General features: G+C 43.4%; 18 protein-coding genes and 1 tRNA gene. 11 read left to right on the forward strand and 8 right to left on the reverse strand.

The features are described 5' to 3' along the window. The first annotated feature begins 17 nt into the window (after nucleotides 1-17). From AC4II3_RS04375 to AC4II3_RS04400, 6 genes are all read left to right on the forward strand, one after another. Nucleotides 18-872, forward strand: a complete 855-nt coding sequence (locus AC4II3_RS04375; RefSeq protein WP_488008862.1) for a hypothetical protein — start codon at nucleotides 18-20, stop codon at nucleotides 870-872. Beyond that, nucleotides 862-2,247, forward strand: coding sequence for a hypothetical protein (locus AC4II3_RS04380; RefSeq protein WP_488008864.1), 1,386 nt, complete (start codon nucleotides 862-864; stop codon nucleotides 2,245-2,247). Before AC4II3_RS04375 ends, AC4II3_RS04380 begins: the two co-directional genes overlap by 11 nt. 166 nt (nucleotides 2,248-2,413) lie before the next feature. Then, the gene (locus tag AC4II3_RS04385; RefSeq protein ID WP_488008866.1) at nucleotides 2,414-4,360 is read left to right on the forward strand and encodes a type IV secretory system conjugative DNA transfer family protein; all 1,947 of its coding nucleotides are present in this window, start codon (nucleotides 2,414-2,416) and stop codon (nucleotides 4,358-4,360) included. 178 nt (nucleotides 4,361-4,538) lie between these two features. Further along, nucleotides 4,539-4,871, forward strand: coding sequence for a hypothetical protein (locus AC4II3_RS04390; RefSeq protein WP_488008868.1), 333 nt, complete (start codon nucleotides 4,539-4,541; stop codon nucleotides 4,869-4,871). A 4-nt stretch (nucleotides 4,872-4,875) separates the two neighbouring features. After that, nucleotides 4,876-6,399, forward strand: a complete 1,524-nt coding sequence (locus AC4II3_RS04395) for a hypothetical protein (RefSeq protein ID WP_488008870.1) — start codon at nucleotides 4,876-4,878, stop codon at nucleotides 6,397-6,399. Nucleotides 6,400-6,535: 136 nt separating this feature from the next. Further along, nucleotides 6,536-8,302: an ATP-binding protein gene (locus tag AC4II3_RS04400; protein ID WP_488008872.1), complete on the forward strand. Its 1,767-nt coding sequence runs from the start codon at nucleotides 6,536-6,538 to the stop codon at nucleotides 8,300-8,302. A 218-nt stretch (nucleotides 8,303-8,520) separates the two neighbouring features. On the opposite strand, the gene AC4II3_RS04405 is transcribed toward AC4II3_RS04400, so the two are convergent. Next, nucleotides 8,521-9,333 (reverse strand): hypothetical protein, encoded by an 813-nt coding sequence (locus tag AC4II3_RS04405; RefSeq protein ID WP_488008874.1) that lies wholly within the window; start codon nucleotides 9,331-9,333, stop codon nucleotides 8,521-8,523. A gap of 307 nt (nucleotides 9,334-9,640) precedes the next feature. Between AC4II3_RS04405 and AC4II3_RS04410 the strand changes: the two genes are divergently transcribed. Beyond that, entirely contained in the window at nucleotides 9,641-10,555 is a 915-nt protein-coding gene (locus AC4II3_RS04410; protein ID WP_488008876.1) for a DUF6753 family protein, read from the forward strand. A gap of 68 nt (nucleotides 10,556-10,623) precedes the next feature. Here the strand turns inward: AC4II3_RS04410 and AC4II3_RS04415 are convergent, their stop codons facing one another. The 7 genes from AC4II3_RS04415 to psbD form a co-directional block, all read right to left on the reverse strand. Further along, nucleotides 10,624-11,694: a tetratricopeptide repeat protein gene (locus AC4II3_RS04415; protein WP_488029192.1), complete on the reverse strand. Its 1,071-nt coding sequence runs from the start codon at nucleotides 11,692-11,694 to the stop codon at nucleotides 10,624-10,626. A 454-nt stretch (nucleotides 11,695-12,148) separates the two neighbouring features. Further along, nucleotides 12,149-13,021 (reverse strand): 6-carboxytetrahydropterin synthase, encoded by an 873-nt coding sequence (locus AC4II3_RS04420; protein WP_488008880.1) that lies wholly within the window; start codon nucleotides 13,019-13,021, stop codon nucleotides 12,149-12,151. 160 nt (nucleotides 13,022-13,181) lie between these two features. Beyond that, nucleotides 13,182-13,883 (reverse strand): J domain-containing protein, encoded by a 702-nt coding sequence (locus AC4II3_RS04425; protein WP_488008882.1) that lies wholly within the window; start codon nucleotides 13,881-13,883, stop codon nucleotides 13,182-13,184. 132 nt (nucleotides 13,884-14,015) lie between these two features. Continuing rightward, entirely contained in the window at nucleotides 14,016-14,966 is a 951-nt protein-coding gene (gene cysK, locus AC4II3_RS04430; protein WP_488008884.1) for a cysteine synthase A, read from the reverse strand. 421 nt (nucleotides 14,967-15,387) lie between these two features. Next, entirely contained in the window at nucleotides 15,388-17,280 is a 1,893-nt protein-coding gene (locus AC4II3_RS04435; RefSeq protein WP_488008886.1) for an iron uptake porin, read from the reverse strand. Between the two features lie 702 nt (nucleotides 17,281-17,982). Further along, a complete protein-coding gene (locus tag AC4II3_RS04440; RefSeq protein WP_488008888.1) occupies nucleotides 17,983-18,264 on the reverse strand; it encodes a 4a-hydroxytetrahydrobiopterin dehydratase in 282 nt (93 codons plus the stop codon). A gap of 807 nt (nucleotides 18,265-19,071) precedes the next feature. After that, a complete protein-coding gene (psbD, locus tag AC4II3_RS04445) occupies nucleotides 19,072-20,130 on the reverse strand; it encodes a photosystem II D2 protein (photosystem q(a) protein) (RefSeq protein ID WP_488029193.1) in 1,059 nt (352 codons plus the stop codon). Nucleotides 20,131-20,383: 253 nt separating this feature from the next. Here psbD and AC4II3_RS04450 point away from each other — a divergent pair, with 253 nt between their 5' ends. The 4 genes from AC4II3_RS04450 (at nucleotide 20,384) to AC4II3_RS04465 (ending at nucleotide 22,294) form a co-directional block, all read left to right on the forward strand. Continuing rightward, nucleotides 20,384-20,650, forward strand: a complete 267-nt coding sequence (locus tag AC4II3_RS04450; protein ID WP_293072817.1) for a UPF0367 protein family — start codon at nucleotides 20,384-20,386, stop codon at nucleotides 20,648-20,650. 21 nt (nucleotides 20,651-20,671) lie between these two features. Beyond that, nucleotides 20,672-21,340 carry an energy-coupling factor ABC transporter ATP-binding protein gene (locus AC4II3_RS04455; protein ID WP_488017128.1) on the forward strand — a complete coding sequence of 223 codons (669 nt, stop codon included), beginning with the start codon at nucleotides 20,672-20,674 and terminating at the stop codon, nucleotides 21,338-21,340. Nucleotides 21,341-21,591: 251 nt separating this feature from the next. Continuing rightward, complete coding sequence (locus AC4II3_RS04460; protein ID WP_488017126.1) at nucleotides 21,592-22,140, forward strand: NYN domain-containing protein; 549 nt, start codon at nucleotides 21,592-21,594, stop codon at nucleotides 22,138-22,140. Between the two features lie 81 nt (nucleotides 22,141-22,221). Then, nucleotides 22,222-22,294: transfer RNA gene (locus AC4II3_RS04465), tRNA-Glu, on the forward strand. The last annotated feature ends 58 nt before the right edge of the window (nucleotides 22,295-22,352 follow it).

Genomic DNA, 22,352 nt, shown 5'->3' on the forward strand with positions numbered 1-22,352 from the left:
GGAGCTTATAACTAGCCATGACTAATTTTTTTTCAGCCTTGCAAATACAATTAGGTCAAGAGTTAAAAATTAAACCAGCCAAAACTCAATTTTTTTTACTATTTGCTTTATCCCTTTTTCTAGCTAAGCCAGCTTGTGCAGATCCTGGTAATTCAGCCATAGCAGTCAGACGGGTAAGTCTAACCTCTTCTGGGCAATCTTCAGTACCTCAAAATAACCCAATTCCAGTAGCATTGGCTCCAGGATATGGAGTAAATATCAGTTTCATTTCTACTGGGGAAGTTATTGAAAAGCTCTGGATTGATAATCCCTCATTTGTTGCTGTTGATGTCGATGGTTGCTTAGATAACTTAGTTGCTAAAAAAAACTGTGAGTATAATCAGGCAACTGTAATTCATTTGCGCCGCATTGAAGAGCTTGATATTCCTGGTATCCCAAAGACCAATAGCACACTTTTAACAGTAGTTACTCGTTCTATTAATGGTAGGCAGATTTATCTATTTAAAGTGACTCCAACTGACCGACCTAGCGAAGTAGTCATTGAGTTTAATAAACCTACTCCTTCCGTAGACTTTATCGTCGTCGATGCCATAGAGCGAGGGATCTTTCGAGCAACCTTACAAGGACTTTTAGTCAAGGGTTCACAACTCCATAGAAAGTTAGATAATTTCGTCGTTTTTCTCAAAGACGGTGAGACTATTTCAAATGCCGCTACTCAAGCCGGTATTTCTTTAGAATTGGCAGATAAATTGCAAAAAATGGGTCGTCGTCAAACTGTTCCAACAGCAATTTCACAAATAAATGAAAAAAAAGACACCATTGAAGTCCTAACTAAAGAAGTCGTAACCCAGGAGAAAAATAATGAGCAGTAAGCATCAGATAAAATCCCATAAAAATAAACCTTGGTGGCAAATAGATAAGCATCGGCGAAAAGGGTTTATTCTACTCTATTGGTTCGTCACTGGCTTAGGTCTTTGCTTTGTACTTTCTGGTATTCTTATTGCCTCTGGATTAAGAATGCCAACAGCAGTCGCAACTCTTACTCCTGTTCAAAACAGTAAACTACCAGTAAAAGAAACGAAAATTGAACCCAAGGTAGAAGCACAAGTAAAACCACACGTAAAACCAAACGTAAAACCCAAAGTAGCATTAAATGCTGCCAGTTATCCTCTGCAAGACTATGTGCCAACCACAGCTTGGGAGGGGACAAAACTACCAAATTGGAATCAAGTCACCTTCGGAAGTTTTCCCGGTATTTCTCAAGGGGATTCTTTTGAAGCGCCTTCAGACGTGATTCAAGCCGTAGGTTATGACCCATCAAGGACATGGTTAGCTGGTCAAACACCAGACCAATATATGAAATTAGGAGACTTTCAGCAGATATTTGAGCTACAAAATTTTAGCTTGAATAACATTATGTCCCTAACCGGATTCGACTTAGGAAATTTTTCCCTAGCAGATTTTGGGTTAATGAGCTCCCAAACCTTAGGTAGCTTAGTAGACGCCATCCCTGATTTGGAGAGATATACTATAGAACAGCTGCAACCAGTCTTTGGTTTACTATCCATCAATTTGGCCAGTAGCTTTGACCCAACAGAAACCTTAGGAGACTTTTTAGCATTCTCACCCCACCTCAGAGACCTTTCCTTTGACACCCTTGACCTATCGGTTTATGGCTTAGATTCCCTACCTGGTATTGATGTTGCTCCCCTCGCTGCATTTAAGGATTGGCAGAATACCAATATCGCTCAAGTTCCTGGCTTATCCCAAGTACCATTTTCCCAATTTCCCAATCCGATTCAAGCACAAGGGAGCGCCATTGGTATTTTAGATATCGCCTTTGGCATAGCTGAATCTCAACGCAATAATACCATTTCCGGTAGTGATCAAGAAGGATTTAAAGTTCCCTGTGAAAGTGAATGCGCTCATATCGAATTAGCTGGTCAGCCAAGTATCAAAGGTAAGCAGTGGATTAGTGGTAAATATCAAGAAGTTGAAGGAGGTTCCGGTTTTTTAGGACACATAAATGATGGGATGGAACCCACTGGTAGACACCCCTTTGGCGATGCCTTTAAGGTAGTGGTTTGGGATACATCAGAAACAGAAGGCTCTGCTGGTACAGCCTTGTTTTTCCGCTATTGTGTCCGTAACATGTTTGTGGATTTAGGTTGTACACCCTATTTCATTGGTCCTGTACCATTTCTGTCCTACCAGGAGCAAGACCCGATCTTTTTAGGCTTACTTTAGTCATTAATTTGAAAATTGTTAATTGTTACAGGACTTATGCAAAACTAGGCTAAAAACACAATAAGCAGTAGGATTAATTAATAACGCATCCTACGACTATATTGATTGCATAAGTCCTAGATTAATTGTCTTTTTTCAATTTTCAATTTTCGATTTTCAAAGAAAAATGAACCAGAATACAAATCACGTTATTAGTCTACCTCCGGGATTAATTTACCAGCAACTTACCAAAGAAAATCTTATAGATTTTGCCCAAACTAATCAGGGAATCACCATCACCAGCTGTTTGATCGCTTTGGGTTTGCTAGTGATAATCCCCGATGGCAAGAAAGGTCAATTAGCGACAGGCTATTGGGGAGGTAAAAAGGAGAAAAAAGCTGCTCGTAAAAAAGCTCAGGAACAGATGGCTAATATTTCCCGAAACTCCGTTGCTCTCTACGTCGGCACTCCCGAAGACATTCAGAAGCGTCAAGAGCAAGAATGGATAAAGCAGGGAAAATTGAAAAAGCAACAGAAACCTGAAGCTTTCAATTGGTTTAAGCCTGCTGCCGAGTCCTTATATCTTCCCGATGCCCAACGCGGGATTGCCGCCATTGGAGCCAGTGGTTCAGGGAAATCCTTTTCAGTCTGTGACCCTCTAATTCGTTCATCCCTTGACCAAGGATTTCCTACAATTATATATGACTTCAAATATCCAGCGCAAGCAAAACGAGCCGTGGGTTATGCTTTAAAAAGAGGCTATAAGGTACATATTTTTGCCCCTGGTTTTCCCGAGTCAGATGTCTGTAATCCCTTGGATTTACTCAAAGATGAAGAAGATGCGATCGCAGCCGGTCAAATCGCCCAAGTCATTAACCGAAATACAGATTTAACTGGTGGAAAAGCCAGTGGTGATAAGTTCTTTGAAGATGCGGGTGATAGTTTAGTCGAAGGAATATTTTTGTTAACCAAGGCAGTTGGCACCTTAGTCGAAAATCAGCGATATTGTGATATAATGACAGCACAGGCAATTTTAAGTTTGCCTGACCTAGTTAGCCGATTGGAATTTGCTTCCCAGGAGAAATTAAATGTCTGGACAACTCGCCCTCTATCCCAAATCATTAGTATCAAAGAAAGTGAGAAAACCGTAGCCGGGATTATCGGAATTGCCCAGCGAACCTTCCAAAAATTCTTGAAAAAAGACTTTATGGGAGCATTTTGTGGAAAAACCACCTTACCTTTAGATTTAGAAGGAAAACAACTCATCGTCTTTGGGTTAGATCGAAATAACCGGGATATTGTCGGACCACTATTGGCAACAATCCTCCATATGGTTATTAACCGGAATGTATCCCGAATTAAACCTCGAAAAGACCCTCTAGTTGTTTCCCTAGATGAGCTACCAAGTTTGTACTTACCCCAGCTAGTAAACTGGTTAAATGAAAACCGAGAAGATGGGTTTTGTGGTATTCTAGGCTATCAAAACTTAGGACAATTAGAAAATAGGTATGGCAAAGAGCTGACCAGAGCTATTCTAGGAGGTACAGCTACAAAGTTCATCTTTAATCCCCAAGATCCAGACTCCGCTAAAACCTTCTCTGACCTATTAGGAGAGTTTCAAATTCATTTCAAATCCAAATCCAAGAGTAGTGGTACAGGGGGCAGTTCTCACTCTAAATCCGATCAAAAAAACAAGCGACCACTTTTAGAGCCCGCTCAGTTTATTAAATTACCTACTGGTAAAGCAGTCATCATCAATCCCGCTTATCAAAGAGCCAAAGAAAGCTATGTCCCTTTGTTAGAACAAATTCAAATTCCTGAATTTGATCTTAAAGAGCAGGAGTGGTCAGAAAATTTGTGGGAGAGTATTCGAGAGCATTTAATTAAAGTCAAGAGAGCATCTCACCGAGTTTCTAATCAGCAAAGAGTGCGTCAACTTAAGGATAGAATGGCATTAGTCGAGCAATTATTTCCATTGCCAACAGATGGCCCTAGACAAGCACCAGCATCATTTTCTCATACCCCAGCATTAATACCAAACTCTGGATCTAGCTCATCCACGGCAACTTCTCATTGGCCTCCACGTCTATCTGATCAAGATGTCTCACCAGACCTTCTCGAAGGAAGTTTTTAATGAATTGCTTTCTTAGAGGTTACAGGTTACAGGTTACAGGTTACAAGTTACAGGTTGCAGGTTACAGGTTGCAGGTTACAGGTTGCAGCTTCAAAGTTGTCAAGTTGTTCGCCTTTGGCGTTCGGTGAAGGATAGGTTGCCATCTGATAACTGGAAAATTGTGTAATTGGAGGAAGCCATGTTTTCTAACAATAAAATAAATCCTGTAGAGGATTTAGATAGGGCAACAAATAACTTATCGGATTTACCTTCATTACCCATCGACTATTTTCCTAATGTGATTGAAATTTTTGATCAATATGGATTATTAGCTGGCGTAGTGGTGTCCAAAGGCATACCCTATGAAATGCCTAGGCACAACGATCAGATCAGTGACTACAATGCTTGGTATTTCGATGGACAGCTTTGCGTGTTTTATCGAGGAAAAAATATTTTGCTTGATCGCACTCAGAACTTACAGCACCGAGCAGCAATTTTTGGAGCCTTAGGGTTGGGAGCATTAGGAGTTTAAAACCATGGCAAAAGTAACAATAGTCAGTGAGTCCTATGTATCCTCTTTACAAGGACAATACCAAGGTGTCATTTCCAAATGGTCAAGTGGACTGGCAGCCTTTAGGCAAAAGCAGCAGCAAAAGCAAGAACAAAATCGACAGGGTCAACAACTCAATGGTCAGGTATATAATAGTAATCAAGAGCCTGAAATTAAAATTACCGACGGTGATCAAGTAGTCTATGGTAAAGATGGAGATAGGTTGGTCAATGACTTAAACTCAGACATCATTGGTCAGTTGACTTTAGCCAAAGAGTCATCTGTAGGAGAGATGGTTGGGGTGACCAATAAAAAAGTAGAATTGGATGGAATCGTTATTTTACAAACCAATGATGAAGGTGTTGTAAAGGTTAACGCTTTTGATCAACAACAACTACAGGGGCAACAACAAAAGGTATCTAGTCCAATTCAACCACAAAACCAACCTTTAAAACCAAAAGTCCAACCCGTAAAAGCTAATACTGAAAACAGAGGTGGATTATATTCAGTACGACGGTCAGTGCAGGCTTTAGAGGATACACCACTAAAGAAGTTTTTGCAGTCCCAGGTTAATGAGATGCGTATGCTTCGTAGGGCTCAAAAACAAAAACAAGAAGCTATGCAATCGGAGTTTCTATCTGAATTGATTGAAGCGAGAATGCTTGAATCAAAACAGCCCAGTTGGTGGGAAAAGGTTGTTTCACCGATTTCAGAAAAAGTTGAAAAAGTCAAAAATGCTGTGTCTAACTACCATGAGACATCCCGTCAAAAAGAAGCTGCTGCTACCTTAGTCCGCTTAATCAATTCCCAAGCCTCACCAGGACAAGATACCTATGAATCAGCAGAGTATCGGATTTATCGCGAGGATAATTCCTATGCACTGATTGACAAAAAAGGGAAGAACTTGATGAAGTTTCGTGCTGGTGCGATGGGTGTCACTGTACAGGGAGAACCCAAACTAAATGAACAGCAATATCAAGAAATTTTACAGGTAAAAAAGCAGTTAGATTGGGGACAGAAACCTGAGGGTAAATTTCGGCAATTAGGAGCGTCTGAGGCTGACTACTTTAGTCGTGTCAAGGCAGTTGCAGATACATTGGTCGAATATGCCCAATCACAAGGAAATACTGTCCAGGTTGAAGGTAAACTCAACTACAACTGGAGAGCAACTCCCAATGGCGATATCACAATTGCGGCTAAGGACAGACGAGGAACCATCTTTTCACAGCAGAAAGGACAATTCATGTCCCAGATGACACAACGGGATTTATCCTACTTTGAGCAAGCCTTAAAACCTTTAATGAGCCAAGCGCCACAACGACTAGTTCAGCCCTCTCGATCATCAGTGCAGTCTCTAAAATCTGAAAGCCTAGGTGCTCCTAACCCCTTTGCTCACTCCAGTCTAACAGCACTGGCTTCAAGCAATGGACAGGCTTTTCAACCGCCAGCTAAAACACCTATATCGCAACCTATTAATCTCAAACAGCAATCAAAGGAGCTATCTTTGTAATGCTTTTTGTTAACTGTTAACCCTCAACAATAAACCACCTGAACTATAGCATTTTTAATTTTATCGAAATTTTTGGTACATCACCTATTTGGAAAATGCTATAGTTTCATTTGGAATCAATAACGTTTGCTTGAGAATGAAAATACCCGAAGTTGGGACATTATTAGAATGCTATAGAGCAGTATCTATAGGAATTCCCTTGATTGAAAGACATAATGTACTCAGGTGGATTTGTCAGAGTCTTACCCAGGATGGAGTATTCCTAGTTTACCTCTGGAATTTAGCTAGTCGTGGATTTCAGAAAATTGAATGGGATGGAAATTCTCAAACCTTAGAAAGTTCAATGGTTAATGTCCTAGAAGAGCGTGAGCCATTTTCACAGGTTGTTGAAGTGTTGAATTTTTGCCAAGCCTATTCTGGTAAAGCCTTATTTATCTTAGAAGATTTACCGTCTTTACTCCATAGTGCTGACAGTGGGCAAACTATAACTATCAGAAGCTCATTGTCTAATGTTCTCTACAACTTAGGTCTATCAAGCGATAAGTTTCTAATTCTTTTGGATACGGGGGAGAATGAGTTACCTCGAATTTTAAACTCAATTATTCCTGCTGCCGAATTTCCTTTTCCAGAGCCCAAGGAAGTCACAGCATTATTAAAAACTCATTTAGTAGAATATGGTTTGGCTGACGAGGAAACACCTCTAGACGATAGACTAGCTCGGTCTATCGGGGGATTGACTCCGGAAGAAATTCGGATGGCAGTCAAACTGGCGGCGAAAAAAAATAAATGCGCTCCCATAGTGTCTCGCCTGTTAAGCGATGGGCGTTTCGGCAAAGCCGACGCTACGCGAACGCGAAGCGTGGCCAAAGGCCTCAGCCCCGCTTTCAGCGAACGCTCTTCAGAGCGCGCCAAAGGCGAACGCAAGCAATTTCATATAGCAGTCAACAAAGCCCAATCTCAATCAGAGCTAGCCAAGCAATTAATCAATTACAAAATTCACAGACTCAAAGGATTTGGTTTAGAGTTCCTCAAACCTGATGTTGGGGAATTTGGGGGATTAGATAAACTGAAACAAGCCTTGGAATGGGTGAAACAAGATTTTTCTGATCAAGCCAGAGCTTATGGAATTCCATTGCCCAAGGGATGGCTATTAATTGGTCCTCCAGGAACAGGAAAAACCTTTGCTGCCAAAGTCTGCGCTCAAACCTTAGGATTTCCTTTAATTAGCATGGGAGTGGATTTAGTAATTGGTAGTAGTCCAATCCATTTAAAACGACTCTTGCGTCGAGTTGAGGCCGCGAGTCCTTGTGTTTTATTTCTCGATGAATTGGACAAGTTTTTTGATTCCCAAACAAATAACACCAAACAAATTCTAGGAATTCTCTTAACCTGGTTGCAGGAGAAAACAACTCCCACATTTGTGATTGGAACTCTCAACCGATTAGATGCTTTGCCTCCAGAATTAACTCGTGCTGGCAGATTTGACAAACTGTTTTATGTCGGTTTTCCCAAAGAGATTGAGCGGTTTGAGATTTTTAAACTCCATGCTAGCCGATTTGATCCTCGTTATCGGGAGGGAAATGGACCATTAACAGAAAAACAATGGCGTCGATTATTGAGTGCGACACGAAAATGTACTGGAGCAGAAATTCGTGCCATTGTAGAATCAGCAGTGCAGCGAGTGTTCCATCAAGGTCAGAGAACTCCTTTTAAAATTGAATTGGAAAATCTATTACAGCAGCGAGAGGCAATGACTCCTTTGTATTCTCAGGATACAGAGAGAGTTTTAGCAATGGAAAATCGAGCAGAAGGAGTTTGTAAGCCTTCCTCTTCACCAGATAAATCAATTTTTGCTAGGGAAATAACTACCTTGTGGGGAGAACAATTAAATGTTAGGTCTTAAGTGATATTATGTCTGGATAATTATCATTAATACCAATCTTTAGCATCTCCTCATCCAGACTTGAGATGATATCTAGTTAAGTGTAATGGGTAATGGGTAATGGGTAATTATTGTGATTACTTTTATCCCATTACCCATTAACACTTAATTATTACCCATTACCAAGCAGTTTAATCAAGAGATTGTTTATCCCTTGATTAGGTTTCACTAACTGCTGACTAAGACTTAAATTTCAGCAGAGAATTTATACCCAGTTTGCTGCAAGACGATAGAAGATAGACAGCTTTGGTATTGCCTTTAAGGGCAAAGTATTCCCAAATCTGAAGACAATCTCCTAAACTCATAGTTTTCATTATCCCTTGAGTTTCTGTATAACAGAATAGTATCTTACCCGAAAACCCTTTTGCTTTCAATTTTTTTAGTTTTCTCCTTGAGTTAATAATTCCCACTAGTAAGGCAACCGATGAGCCTATGGCATCCATGGCAGCGGATAAACTAACCCGAAACTCCTGATCATCTTCTGTCTTTAATATTTCTAATTGGGATTGACCAATTGTAATCCTAGTCGGGGTTGCTTGTAGCCAATCTGAATCTTGGTTAATTAAGTTCACCCTTGGTTGGATTAATTGATTTGGGTCTTTCTCTAATTGTTCAATGAGTTGCTTTAAGGAAACTGTTTGATTTTTATCCAGGTAGGCGGGGATGAGATTGTCTGAAACTAAATATTTCCAATAAGCCAGTAAGCTGTTGATAGGATAAACAGTCAATTTTCTCTGGGAAGGAGCAGTAACCCATAGTTTTGGATAGCCATTGCCTTCAATAAATTGTTGAGCTTGTCTTGGAGACTGTCTAATCGGTATAGACATTTGCCGTAAGCTAAAAACAATTTGGTTATCAAGGCTATAAGCTCCTAGGGTGACTTCCTCTAATTGAAGACAGATATGATCTACGTGGGGATAATCTAAAAAATCATCATCAATTATCTGAGGATCAGTGTGATGAGTTTCAGCACTTAGGTGGGTCATAGCCATAAATTCCTTCTTCTAAATCCCTTGATTTAAGTAAGCATATGCGCTAGCAGGCTAGGCCATGCTACTTGAGGTGCAGTCAGCCTGCGTGTAGCACGTTAGCTAACTGCTGAATGCTTACTGATTTAACGTGTTCAAGTTTTTGAGTGTTTCTATTTCTTGGTAGTACTCTCGTGGGCAGAGCAACGGATTGATTATGTACATATAACCCCTTATAGTAACGTTCCTTTTTTCAGAGAATTTTTATCGTTTCAGGATTTTAAGGTCTTTATGTAACAAATATTTACAAATATTGTTATTCTCGAATTTTATGGCTATTTATAAAGAAGTAAGCAAACAAGGAATTAGGGAAATGGTAGGAAGTAATCTTTCTCAAGAAAACCTCTCCCACATCAAGCAACCTGAAAGTATGTCAGATTTAATTGACGAGAGGGATAAGACGGATTACTCTCTATTGGAAAAGCTGTTAGAAGGACGTTCGGATAGCTTTAAGGCAAAAATTTTAGATTTAGTTGTTGTGACAGAATTGGACGCTAATGACCCGCTATTCCTATTTTTGGTAGCAACGTCCAGTTTGGAAAAAATGTTAGCAGATACTCCTAAATCCTTAGAGCAGTTATTCCGAAGTTGGGAAAAGGATATCCAGCAAATGATTGATGTCGTGGGGCAATCCACCGTGGATATTCACCGCCAAGAAATTGCTAAAGCGATGGGCGAAGCCCCGCTTTCAGCGAACGCTCTTCAGAGCGCGCCAAAGGCGAACGCGTCTGCGATAGAGCAATCAAAGGTAACCCTAGAATCCAAGTCACAAAGACAGCCCTGTTCCTATCCACCCAAAGGCTCAATGGATTTTCCGGTTGTTAAGGCATCTCCAATGACAAACATTACAGCCATCTGTGGAGCTGTGGTTTTGTCATTGCTTTGTGGGCTAGGAGCGGGTTGGGGGCTATCTGAGTTAAGTCAGCCAAAACTAGACCCCAATGGTTCTAGACAACTAACCCTAGACGAAGCATCTACCTTAAATTGGGCAATTAGTAAAGAGGGCAAATTAGCCAGAAATATAACCAAGTGGAATGCGGGCTATTTGGATAACTTACAGTGTCAAAAGGATGCCATAGAGGCAGGAATCCGGTTAAACTTTGGGGGCAAAAAAGCGACTAGCGGCTATTGTCTACTGTGGGTCGCCCCTCCCAGCCAGCGCAAGTATATAGAGGAAAATAAGTAAGTGACCCCTATTTTATCGGTATTTTGATAGAGATTAGTGTCGGTTTTGTGGGAATGGCTTCTTGGGGATTAAGCTAAATTTTTCTGATGGTACTCCATAGCTTTGGTGTAGTTTCCTTGAGAGTAATAAGCGGCTTTCAGACTAGCTATGGCTTTTTTTGCTGCCTTCCGGTCACCGATGGCTTGGGCAATACTCAAGCGTTGTTCATAGTATTCAACCGCTTGGCCATAATTGTCTAAGGCATCATAAGCCTTTCCCAACCGACCTAAGGCTTGTTGTTCTAGACGGCGATTACCTATTTGTTGAGCTTTGAGCAATTGCTGCTGAATATAGTAAATCCCTTGAATATAATCTCCTAGTGCCAAGCAAGCATTACCCAGCTTGCCCAGAATCTGTCCTTGTAGGGGACGATCACCCATCTGCTGTGCGATCGCAAAACGCTGCTCGTAATAGTCAATAGCTTGAGCATAATCACCGATGGAGTAGCAGGAGTTACTGAGATTTCTCAGAATTCGCTCCTCCAGCTCAGGTATCCCAAGAGTCTGGGCAACATAGAGGCTCTGTTGCTGGCAAGCCATTGCTCGGGGCAAATCTCCTAGTGCCTTATGGGCCAATCCTAGATTGTTCAAGGCAGTCACCTCTCCCAGTCGGTCTTGGAGTTGCCGCATAATAGTTAGGCTTTTTTGACCATAGTCAATGGCCTTGAGGTGATTTCCTTGGTGACGGTAGGCATTTCCCAAAATTCCCAAAACCTGACCCTCAAGACGCTGGTCTTTGATGTCTTTTGCGATCGCAAGACTTTTGTTACTATAATTTATCGCTTGTGGAAAGTTGTCCAAGGAATAAGCAGTCAGTGCCATACCACTCAGAGCTTTTCCTTGACCCCGTCTATTTCCCAATTGGGCATACATTGCTAGTGCCTCTTGGAACGACTGTCTTGCTGCGAAGAATTGACATCGCTGGTGCTGCTCAATCCCTTTCTCTAAAAGTTGAGCAGCTTCACCGTTGCGAGGGAACCGCGCAAGGTCATTAACATTATCTGGAATGTTGTCAGGTAATTTAGGAACGAAAGTTTGGCGTGTTGCCTCTGCTAGACGCTCCCTATATTGGCTGTCATCACACGGCAACCGGCTCTCCATTCCTATTGCCTCTTACGGATCATCAAGAGTTTTGTAGTTTTCTAAGTTTGCGCAATCGAGTAAAATCCTTTGCCATATATTCCCTTGTTTTGAATTGCTCAAAGTCGTATCTCATCCCTTGAGTGAGATACCACGGGGCAAAATACGAGGATATAAAGGCTTTTGGATTTAGCGCAGCTCGACCTAACAGTACGAGTGCGGGTACTTGACTACCATGATAACCGCATCTATGCTGTTTACTGCAACTTTACCTATATCATAACAAATGATATACTAAATCTAACTTATGGATGATTTAATCTCAGCAAATAAAAATCCCTAGGTCAGCATTCAACCTAGGGCTAATGGGCGTAGCCCATGCTACCCTTGCCAGCTATTAAAAGCACCCCACCGCCCATGAAAGATTTTAGGTGGGCACTGGGATAAACTTTATTATTCAACTACATCTGTTCAACTACATCACAGTCAGCAGAGTTTCCCTAGATGATGTTGCTGCTGACTTGGTAGTGTCTGGTGTGCAGTAGACTTCGCAAGAGTTATTGGGACTTTCACTCAATTTCACCTTATGAAGTTGGACATCCAATTCTTGGATTGGTTGTTGCAACAACTGACAAATATAGATAGCAATATTTTCGGCAGTAGGAACAACCCGGGCAAAGTATGGAATGTCTTTATTGAGGAAAGTATGGTCAAAAGCTTCCAGGACATACTGATCCATGACTTGCTGCAAGGAGCCTAGATCAACAATCATACCAGTGCGCGGATCCATTTCACCCTTAACCGTCACTTCTATGTGATAGTTATGTCCATGTCCGTTGGGACGAGCACACTTACCGTAAATCTGGTAGTTTTCCTCGTCACTGAGGTCAGGATGAGCTAGTCGGTGAGCAGCGCTAAAGTGGCTACTGATAGTCAGATATACTTCCATACCGTTTCCTTGATAGTCAGCCCAGAGTTTTGGATGTTCAAATAGCTGAATCTTCATTAGTGGTAGGTAAGTAACCAAGTGCTGCCAAATTACTCGTGCTATGTTTTCGGTAGTAGGTAAGGTTTGCTGAAATTCTGACCAAACCTCATTGAGATAAGCGTAGTCAAGTTGGCTGGTGACCTCTCGTTGGATCACCCTTTTGACTTCAGAAAAGTTTTCCACCATGCTATACTTATCCAACTGAGCGGTCAGGAAAACGAACAGAACGTAGTTGTGTCCGTGTCCAGGAAATCTGCTCCCCAAACCAAACCGCTGAAGGTTCTCAGCTTCAGTCAGTTCTGGTAACCAGTATCGGTGGCTGGCTGAAAACTCAGCACGGCGCTGAATGACGAATTCCATGTCAAGTTAGGTAAACTAGACTTATGTTCAGCATAAACTAATTTGGATTAGTGGTCGTTGGTGATTAGTTATTAATGATTAGTCATTAATCAAGTCCCTTTTGCATGTAAGCCAAGATTGCTCATTATTGGTAAGCGAGAATTATCCTATTGCTTACCCATTACCAAAAATCTTTAACTGTGTCTTTAGCTTCCCAGAGCAGATGGGAAGCAATTCTGAACAGTTCTTGACCTGTGTGTAGGTGGTAGTCGTCGTAGTTAAGGGTAAACAGCTTTAATTCTTCTATCCCATCTGCTAACTGATTAAGACAGTAGTAGAGGTTAGCAGCAGCACTGGCAACGGTGGCAGGATTAGGTTGAGAATGAAACAGGCTCTGAGCTTGATGGAGATGATCACCACACTCTTCCAGATAAGCTTCAAACTCTGCCATGAGTTCATCATCAAACGGGTCAGCGGAGAGTTCATCGAGTTGAGCCTCTAGAGGCTCAAGGATATGACTAATCCGGTGGTTTACAGGTTGATAAATTTGCTGCAACCAGTACCCTAGCTGGGCATCAGTCTTTTTTCCCTTTTGCCGATGATGCTGGTAATGTCTTTGGGCATGAGCTGTTCGCTGTTGTCGATTCTGATGCTCTAATGAATCCTGAAAGTAATTCCTCTTTTGGTCATAGGAACGCCGTCGCTCAGGGTTACTGAGTACCTCATAGGCAGCATTAACTTGGATAATTTTTTCGGGATCAGCGGTGGGGCTGTTGCTATCTGGATGAAAGCGCTTGGCTAGCCGTCGGTAGGCTTGTTTAATTTCTAGGGTCGTAGCGTGGGGGTGAACATCCAGAGTCTGGTAGTGATTGGAGTCTGACATGGGCTACACTAAACCTACTTAAACCGGCAGCGATAATATAATTGAGTTACCAAGTACGCTCAATCCTTTATTTGTATAGATTTCCAGAGGTTTTAGGATAACTAGTGAACCGAAGCGCCTTGCCCCATAACACTAATCAGTGGTGACTGTCGGCTCTTGGAACAAGGGAGTGCTTAGGTACCGTTCCCCAAAACTCGGTTGAATCATGACAATCAGACATCCATCATTTTCTGGACGTTTGGCAACTTGAATAGCCGCTGATAGTATGGCTCCAGTGGAAATGCCGGAAAGAATTCCTTCTTCACGGGCTAAACGACGACCGTATGCGATCGCATCATCATCCGTAACTTTAATCACCTCGTCAAGAAGTTCAACCTTGAGTACTTCTGGAATAAAACCCGCACCGATACCCTGAATTTTGTGAGGTCCTGGAGACCCTCCAGAAAGTACAGAACTACCAGCTGGTTCAACAGCGATCGCTTTAAAACTGGGCTTGCGTTTTTTGATCGCTTCAGCTACACCAGTAATTGTACCACCCGTACCCACTCCAGCCACCAGGAAATCCACCTGTCCTTCCGTATCCTGCCAAATTTCTTCAGCGGTGGTACTGTGGTGAATTTTTGGGTTAGCTGGATTACGGAACTGTTGCAGCATGTAGGCATTGGATGTGGTTTCTACAATTTCCTGAGCTCGCCTAATACAGCCACCCATGCCTTCACTACCTGGTGTCAGTTCCAACTGAGCACCATAAGCTCGCAACATAGCCCGTCGCTCGATGCTCATTGTCTCTGGCATGGTTAGGATGAGTTGGTAACCCTTGGCTGCCGCTGCCATTGCTAGAGCAATACCTGTGTTTCCCGACGTCGGTTCCACCAAAATAGTTTTGCCGGGGGTAATCCACTCATTCTGCTCCGCTGTGTTGATCATGCTAACACCAATCCGGTCTTTAACAGACGAAGATGGATTCATGCCCTCTAGCTTGGCTACAATTCTAGCGACACAGCCTTCTGCTTGAGGAATACGGTTCAATTGTACTAGAGGCGTCCGACCAACCAGTTCGGTAATATTTGGAGCAATTCGCATAACTGTTGGGAATTCTGAGTGATTAGTTGCTATCCATCATCCTAGTATTTTTTGACACTCCCACCCCTTCAAACAAAAATCCCCGCCTAGGGGCAGGGAAACGTGACAGCTCCCACACTGACTCTTTGAGTTTAGTGTGGGCTTCCCAGCCAATCCAGCTATTGCTTAGGAGGCGCTGGGCTTTAAGAACGGACTGCCCTGCCGCTCTGTTTTTTTGGTTTTTTGTTTAATAATGTTTGACCAACTTTCCAGCATTTTAGGCTTTGAAAGTCAGTATGCGCGATTATAACACATCGATTGGTCTTTGGTGGAAGACTCTGTGCAAAAGAAGCCCCACATCTCAATGCGCATTGAGATGTGGGGCTTCTTTTGCCGGAAGCTAACTAATTCTCAATAGTCCTTGGGTAATTAGCCAGGGTCTTTAGAATGTGAATGTGGTTCTGATAGTACCAATCACAGCATCATCATTATCATCACTCTGCTCTGGATTAATCACCCAGATCACACCAGGAGTGATAGAGATATTATCGGATAGCTGATACTTGTAGAAACCTTCGATGTGAATGGGGGTCTCAATCTCATTCAAATCCGAATAGGGCACTGCACCACCAAAGAAACCTAACACACTACCTTCTTTTCCAAAATCGGGGAAGGCTAAACCACCGCCATAACTCCAAATTTCTCCACCACCTTCACCAATGACAATCACATCGGTGTAGTTGAAAAATCCACTAAAGGAAATCTTGTCGGTGAGGCGAAACGCTAATTCTGCTCCGTAGGAGTTGGTTACCTTGTCAGCTGAATCATTTAGACGACTAGCAAGAAGTGCTTCTTGATTCAAGTTGGCAGCACGGGTACCTACGATACCATCTGTTCCAGCGCCTTTGCTGAATATGGCACTATCCTCTTTATGGAAACCATGGACGTAAGTAAAGCCCACACCAATCCGGTCGTTGACGTTGAAGTTCAACTGACCCAAGGCAGAATAGTCACCATTGAACAGACCTGCCCCTTCATCAGGATCTGACGCATTGCCAGCTAGGTAACCCAGTGTGATAGTACTTGGTCCAATCACGCTCTCTAGTAAACCAAGTTGGAAGCTAACTCCTAAACCAGCACCACCACCAATCCGATAGATGGGGTTTTGTTGAGAAAACGTGGATAGAGAGCCACTACCACCATCGAAGTCTTGGAAATAGGGATTGAGTGTAGGAACGTAATCATCATGCCGACCACCAAAGGCAGCAATGTAAGTTGATACTTGACCAAACGGACCAATAGGAATGTCACCGTAATAGGCTAACCAGTCAACCCCTATATCGTTCCCGTCACCAGTACCATCAATTTCAGTGTTAAAGGTCTGTACGAGTTCTGGGGCAATGTCACCCCCCTGTGTAAAGGCATTCAGGTTACCAGCACTCAGACGAGTTACCAAACTGTCTTCACCGGTGAAGCTGGTGTCGAGAACTAAACGAACCCGGTCACCAAAGACAACTTGGTTATTGTCATCTTCCCCAAAATCACCAAAGTTATTGGTCAGAGCGAATATCACTTCCCCTTCCAGTTTCGTAGTAGTGGAGAATTGGTGATCCTCTAGGAATGCGACTCGACCTTCGAGGTTATCGACCCGTGCTCCGAGGGTAGCCAGTTCTGCCTCAAACTCTTGAATCAGCCGTTGCAGCGTTTCTAAGTCTTCACGGGTAATAAAGTCAGCCGTACTAGCAGCAATTAAACGCTCAATCTGGTTCAAACAAGCGTTCAAGCCAGCCGCAAATTCATAACGGGTGGTAGCACGGTTGCCACGGAATGTGCGGTTTGGGTAACCAGCGATACAACCGTAGCGCTCTACCAGACTACGCAGAGCTTCATAAGCCCAGTCTCCAGGGGAAACATCCCGCAGTTGGGAAACGCTAGTTACCTGATCTTGGCTGTTACTACCTTCTTTACCGTAGCGTTGAATTTGATTTAACAGCTGGCTGTTATCTGATGCTGAGGGTACGGCTTGGGCTATTTTTGTTTCCGCCTCCGGTACGTCTACCTTAGGAACTAGGGTTGATGTTCCCTCACCCAAGGTAGAGCCCATCTTCGTGGAAAAAACTGCCGTATCCTTTACTTCTGGGGCAGTGGGGGCCGCCGCAATCGCAAGTGTCTTTACTGGGACAGCTTGACGTGGGGCAGCTTCTGTGGTAATTTTACTCTCAGCCGTTAACGAGTTGGCATTGTTGGCTGCCTGTACCTGATTGGTACCAAAGCCGAGAGCAGCACCCACTACAGCAGGACTTATCAGTAGGGACTTCAACAGTAGTTTAGACATCTTCTCTTAATCCTCACACCTTTACAATTATTGTATTGAACTTTCCCCCGGATCAATCACGGAGGATGGTGACATACTCCCGACGCTGCTAAACACGCGACAGCGCGGGCTTCTTACCAACACCAGCTACTGCTATCGGGCTTTGCCCGACGCGGGGCGCGTTCGGTTACAAGGCCGTAGGCCACGCTACGCGAACGGTAAGCTTTATTAACGACACGGGATGCCCCTCCGCACCGGAACAATACAAAAAAGTTCTATTTACTTTGTACTGCTGGAATTTTACCCATCCACAGATAACTCAAACTATCAAGTTTTTTCTGAATGGAACCCAATATTCGGTGGTTGTCAAGGTTCAGGCGTGTAGGTGGCGGTTAGCTCTTAATTTGTTTTTCCCTACTATCCCTAGTACATCGCATCATGAAGCTCTGTTCCGACCCTTGCCCCGCGCTCCATCCCTACACTTACGCTATACGGTAAAGTACAGGATTTCTCGCGGTTTAGATAAGAATCAGCGCCCGCAGCGATGAAACCTATTAACCTATTACAGGAACAATTTATTAGAGGAACAATTCTTATACTATAGCCTTTATGGACAAAGTGCTACACCAACTTTTTTGCCAATGCCTGTGAATGAACTTCTGCGCTAGGTGCGGGTCTATTGCTAAAGCAATTGTCACTTACCCAAGAGTTATTGAAAGGATATTAACCCAGCTCTGAAATAACTTGCGCTAGGTCAAAATCTTTTGAGGTTAAGCCACCACTATCATGAGTGGTTAGAGTAATCGTTACCTTATTGTAGGAAATCTCTAGGTCAGGATGGTGTTCTGCAACTTCAGATGGTTCAACAAGTTTATTCACAAACGCGATCGCTTCTACAAAACCCTTGAATGTCTTTTTACTACGCAGGGTTTTACCTTCCACACTCCAGTCTTTTAGCTGACTCGCCTTGGCTTGAATTTCTGCATCGCTGAGTAGTTGATCCATGATTTTTAGATGCACTGCTTAAACAATCCCATGCAAAAAACTATCCGCTCTCACGGCTAGTGTTTTGGCTAATCCATAACACGTGGTGTGAGAGCGGTCTAGCGGGTCTTCTGATTGAAACCAGGCTGCCGAGAGGAACTCTTAGGTAGCCCTGCCTAAGCAGTCATATAGATTCTCCGTAGAAAATCTAGCTAACTCCTAGAGAACAGCCCCGGCGCACAGCCGGCTAACTCCAACCAGATGACCCATTATTTTACTACTATCTTCCATGGGCATCACCTCCTTTAATCCCTAAGCGGTTTTTTTGTACTTTTCCAGGATTATTACCGATACTTTTTAGCTACCAAAGTCTACCAAAGGCAGACCCTAGCTCGCCAATGCAAGATGCAATCGCATCCAGGGGGTATCTCCCAAAGCTCTGACGGAACATCCCGTGAGCGCCATAAAAATGTCATAAAAGTTGGTTCCACCGGGATATAGAGCGCAACTATTAAACCCTTGGTTTTCGGCTTTAATTTAAGTTACATAATAATCCCTGTCGGTGTTCACCTAATTTAAGTCTAACAAATAATCAGATTTTTTGGTAGACTCTGCGACATTTTTTCTAGCTGTATACTAACCTTTCCTTAAGTTAACAGACTATCGCTCAAATTGCAACCTCTGCAAACTAACCTAATGATAAATTCGCCTGTCTATTGCTCAGAGGGTTCCAGTTGTCTGTTTCTAGAACTGCTCAAAGCCCCACCTTCTGGCGGGGCTTTGAGCAAATCCAAGCGCTAAGCTTAATTCGGGATCAGCCTTGGAGTCTTACAGAGCGTTACCACGAGGCAGTACTTCCTCAGGGAACTCAAAGTTTTGGTGAGGTTGGTCTGCCGGAGCCATCCAAGCCCGCAGACCCTCGTTCAGCAAAATGTTCTTAGTGTAGAAGGTTTCAAACTCTGGGTCTTCTGCTGCCCGGATTTCCTGAGACACGAAGTCATAGGCTCGCAGGTTCAATGCTAAACCTACAATTCCTACTGCACTCATCCACAAGCCAGTTACTGGCACAAACAACATGAAGAAGTGTAACCAGCGCTTGTTAGAGAAAGCAATCCCGAAGATTTGAGACCAGAAGCGGTTGGCGGTGACCATTGAGTAGGTCTCTTCCGCTTGGGTCGGGTTGAACGCCCGGAAGGTGTTGGCTTTATCTCCATCCTGGAACAGGGTATTTTCCACCGTTGCCCCATGAATAGCACACAGCAGAGCACCACCGAGTACCCCGGCTACGCCCATCATGTGGAAGGGATTCAGTGTCCAGTTGTGGAAGCCTTGCAGGAACAGGATGAAACGGAAGATACCAGCTACTCCGAAGCTAGGAGCAAAGAACCAGCTGGACTGTCCCAATGGGTACATCAGGAACACGCTGACAAATACTGCTATCGGCGCACTGAATGCGATCGCATTGTAGGGTCTAATGCCTACTAGACGAGCAATTTCAAATTGCCGCAGCATGAACCCAATCAGACCAAATGCTCCGTGGAATGCCACGAAGCTCCACAACCCTCCTAGTTGGAACCAGCGGGTCAAGTCTCCTTGGGCTTCTGGTCCCCACAACAACAGCAGGGAATGTCCCAGGCTGTTGGGAGGAGAGGACACTGCTACGGTCAGGAAGTTACAGCCTTCTAGGTAAGAAGAGGCTAAGCCGTGGCTGTACCAAGAGGTAACAAAGGTGGTACCAGTTAGCCAGCCCCCTAACGCCATGTAGGCACAGGGGAACAACAGAATGCCGGACCAGCCGACGAATACAAAGCGATCGCGCTTGAGCCAGTCATCGAGGATGTCAAACCATCCTCTGGTGCTGGGGGCGCGTCCTACTGCTACTGTCATAGCAAGGATCTCCAGATATATATAAGTACGGTAAGGCGACTTACTTTCTTTATTAAAGGGAGTCTAAGTAAAGAAAAGTAAACTTCGTCTAATATAACTATCATAATATGTCATAATTCTTAATTTTGCTACCCCCTAAAAAAAAATTAGGTAATAACTGCACCCAAGATACTGCTATACACGGTGGTTTGGGCTGGGGTCTAAGATAAGAAAAAGAAGTACATTAATAGAACGCGCTACGGCTTGATACTCCATGTTCACCATTGACTTGATTCTAAGAAATACACCCATGCCACTATCTGTGCAACGTAAGTCAGAAGAAGAGGCGCAAGCGACCTACCAGGAAATTTTGACAGCCATGCGCTCTGGGCATCCTCAGTTGCTAGAACTCAGCTGCGATCACCAGTCAGAGAAGAAAATTGGCGTTCTCAGCGATCAGATCAGTGCAGCAGTGATTTCTCAAAAATCTGGAGCCACAGGCTCAGGACGTACTCCCGGCTTCTTTGCCATAGCTGAATAAAAGCATGGAGCAAGAGATCTGATGACTCAACCAGCAATTCAAGTAACAGAGGTTGGCTTCAACTGGCCTAAAGGGGGGACAGTGTTGCAATCTTGCTCCCTGGAAGTCCCTAAGGGGGAATTTTGGATGCTCTTGGGAACCAATGGCAGTGGTAAATCAACCTTACTGAGATTACTGGCTGGTTTATTGTCCCCCCAATCCGGTGACATTTACCTAGCCGGTTCACCAGGTTTTGTTTTCCAGAATCCTGATCATCAGCTAGTGATGCCTACCGTAGGTGCCGATGTAGCCTTTGGACTGGTAGCCGAAAAGCTCGACCTAGCTCAAGTTCAAGCCCGGGTAAAAGAAGCTCTAGCTGCGGTGAATTTACTAGAGCTAGAACGACGCCCGATCTATGCCCTCAGTGGTGGTCAGAAGCAGCGAATTGCGATTGCTGGTGCGATCGCAAGACAGTGCGAGATTTTATTGTTAGATGAACCCACTGCCCTACTCGATCCAGATACCCAGATGGATTTAGTGTCACAAGTACGAAATTTAGTCAAAAGTCGAGGATTGACAGCCATTTGGGTTACCCACCGTTTGGATGAGCTGGATTATTGTGATGGAGCATTTTTGTTAGACCAGGGTCGGGTAATTGACCAAGGTCAACCGGAACGCCTCAAGCAAAGACTAGTAAGTCCTAATCAATGATTCTCCGGAAGTTTCCGGAAAGTCCTAGGATTAGTAATCGGCTAACTGTTAAATACTAAATGTTATTTATAATACACAATAATGTGATTATAAAATCATATATGTTAATAATTAAATGTTGAGTGTCATTTTTGCTCAATCCTTTTGCCTTTTGATCAAGTGCAATTTATACTAATATAAAGAAATGTTAAATTTATTGTGGCCAATATGAGCAGTCCATAGGGACTGTAAGTAGTATAGTCCCATGGAAAATGTCTTGTTCTTCACCGCTGGCTATTTTACTAGTTGATGGCTATAACGTCATTGGGTCTTGGTCTTTCCTGAAAAATACCCGTGATCGTGATGGTCTCATGAGTTCTCGCCAAGAGTTAATTGAGACCCTAGCCAATTACAGTGCCTTTGTCGGCTATGACACTGAGATTGTCTTTGATGCTCACTCACTCAATACCCCTAACAGTCGTGAGGTGATAACTAATCACTTATCGGTTTACTACACCGATTTTGGGGAGACAGCAGACACTTACATCGAAAAATTTTGCGCCTCCTATAGAACCAATCTTGTTAAGCCCACTAAACGTCTGATCGTCGCTACCTCAGATCGGGCAGAGCAATTGACGGTTGTGGGGTATGGTGCTCAATGTATGTCTTCCCAGCAATTGCTCAGCGATGTTGAATTCACAGCTCGTCGAACCCGCCGCAAATACCGACCACAGAAATCCTCTCGTGGTCGTTTTTTAGTCAATTCCTTAGATGCCAAGGCTCAACAGCGCCTAGAGCAGTTGCGCAATAGTATCAAGTAACGGGAGTGGAAAAAATTTTCCTGATCAAACACTTGACACAAACCAAAATATCCACTACACTTATAAAAGTGAAATCAACAAGCCCCCATCGTCTAGAGGCCTAGGACACCTCCCTTTCACGGAGGCGACAGGGATTCGAATTCCCTTGGGGGTATATAAAAAAGCAAAACAAATACCACAAAAAATGCAAGAAGTGAAGGTAGGCGATTTAA

This window comes from Moorena sp., from assembly GCF_982860115.1.

What these genes read in the sequence shown, in the direction of transcription:
- AC4II3_RS04375 (WP_488008862.1), top strand. Translation starts at nt 18, where the DNA reads ATGACTAATTTTTTTTCAGCCTTGCAAATACAATTAGGTCAAGAGTTA.
- AC4II3_RS04380 (WP_488008864.1), top strand. Translation starts at nt 862, where the DNA reads ATGAGCAGTAAGCATCAGATAAAATCCCATAAAAATAAACCTTGGTGG.
- AC4II3_RS04385 (WP_488008866.1), top strand. Translation starts at nt 2,414, where the DNA reads ATGAACCAGAATACAAATCACGTTATTAGTCTACCTCCGGGATTAATT.
- AC4II3_RS04390 (WP_488008868.1), top strand. Translation starts at nt 4,539, where the DNA reads ATGTTTTCTAACAATAAAATAAATCCTGTAGAGGATTTAGATAGGGCA.
- AC4II3_RS04395 (WP_488008870.1), top strand. Translation starts at nt 4,876, where the DNA reads ATGGCAAAAGTAACAATAGTCAGTGAGTCCTATGTATCCTCTTTACAA.
- AC4II3_RS04400 (WP_488008872.1), top strand. Translation starts at nt 6,536, where the DNA reads ATGAAAATACCCGAAGTTGGGACATTATTAGAATGCTATAGAGCAGTA.
- AC4II3_RS04405 (WP_488008874.1), bottom strand. Translation starts at nt 9,333, where the DNA reads ATGGCTATGACCCACCTAAGTGCTGAAACTCATCACACTGATCCTCAG.
- AC4II3_RS04410 (WP_488008876.1), top strand. Translation starts at nt 9,641, where the DNA reads ATGGCTATTTATAAAGAAGTAAGCAAACAAGGAATTAGGGAAATGGTA.
- AC4II3_RS04415 (WP_488029192.1), bottom strand. Translation starts at nt 11,694, where the DNA reads ATGGAGAGCCGGTTGCCGTGTGATGACAGCCAATATAGGGAGCGTCTA.
- AC4II3_RS04420 (WP_488008880.1), bottom strand. Translation starts at nt 13,021, where the DNA reads ATGGAATTCGTCATTCAGCGCCGTGCTGAGTTTTCAGCCAGCCACCGA.
- AC4II3_RS04425 (WP_488008882.1), bottom strand. Translation starts at nt 13,883, where the DNA reads ATGTCAGACTCCAATCACTACCAGACTCTGGATGTTCACCCCCACGCT.
- cysK (WP_488008884.1), bottom strand. Translation starts at nt 14,966, where the DNA reads ATGCGAATTGCTCCAAATATTACCGAACTGGTTGGTCGGACGCCTCTA.
- AC4II3_RS04435 (WP_488008886.1), bottom strand. Translation starts at nt 17,280, where the DNA reads ATGTCTAAACTACTGTTGAAGTCCCTACTGATAAGTCCTGCTGTAGTG.
- AC4II3_RS04440 (WP_488008888.1), bottom strand. Translation starts at nt 18,264, where the DNA reads ATGGATCAACTACTCAGCGATGCAGAAATTCAAGCCAAGGCGAGTCAG.
- psbD (WP_488029193.1), bottom strand. Translation starts at nt 20,130, where the DNA reads ATGACAGTAGCAGTAGGACGCGCCCCCAGCACCAGAGGATGGTTTGAC.
- AC4II3_RS04450 (WP_293072817.1), top strand. Translation starts at nt 20,384, where the DNA reads ATGTTCACCATTGACTTGATTCTAAGAAATACACCCATGCCACTATCT.
- AC4II3_RS04455 (WP_488017128.1), top strand. Translation starts at nt 20,672, where the DNA reads ATGACTCAACCAGCAATTCAAGTAACAGAGGTTGGCTTCAACTGGCCT.
- AC4II3_RS04460 (WP_488017126.1), top strand. Translation starts at nt 21,592, where the DNA reads ATGTCTTGTTCTTCACCGCTGGCTATTTTACTAGTTGATGGCTATAAC.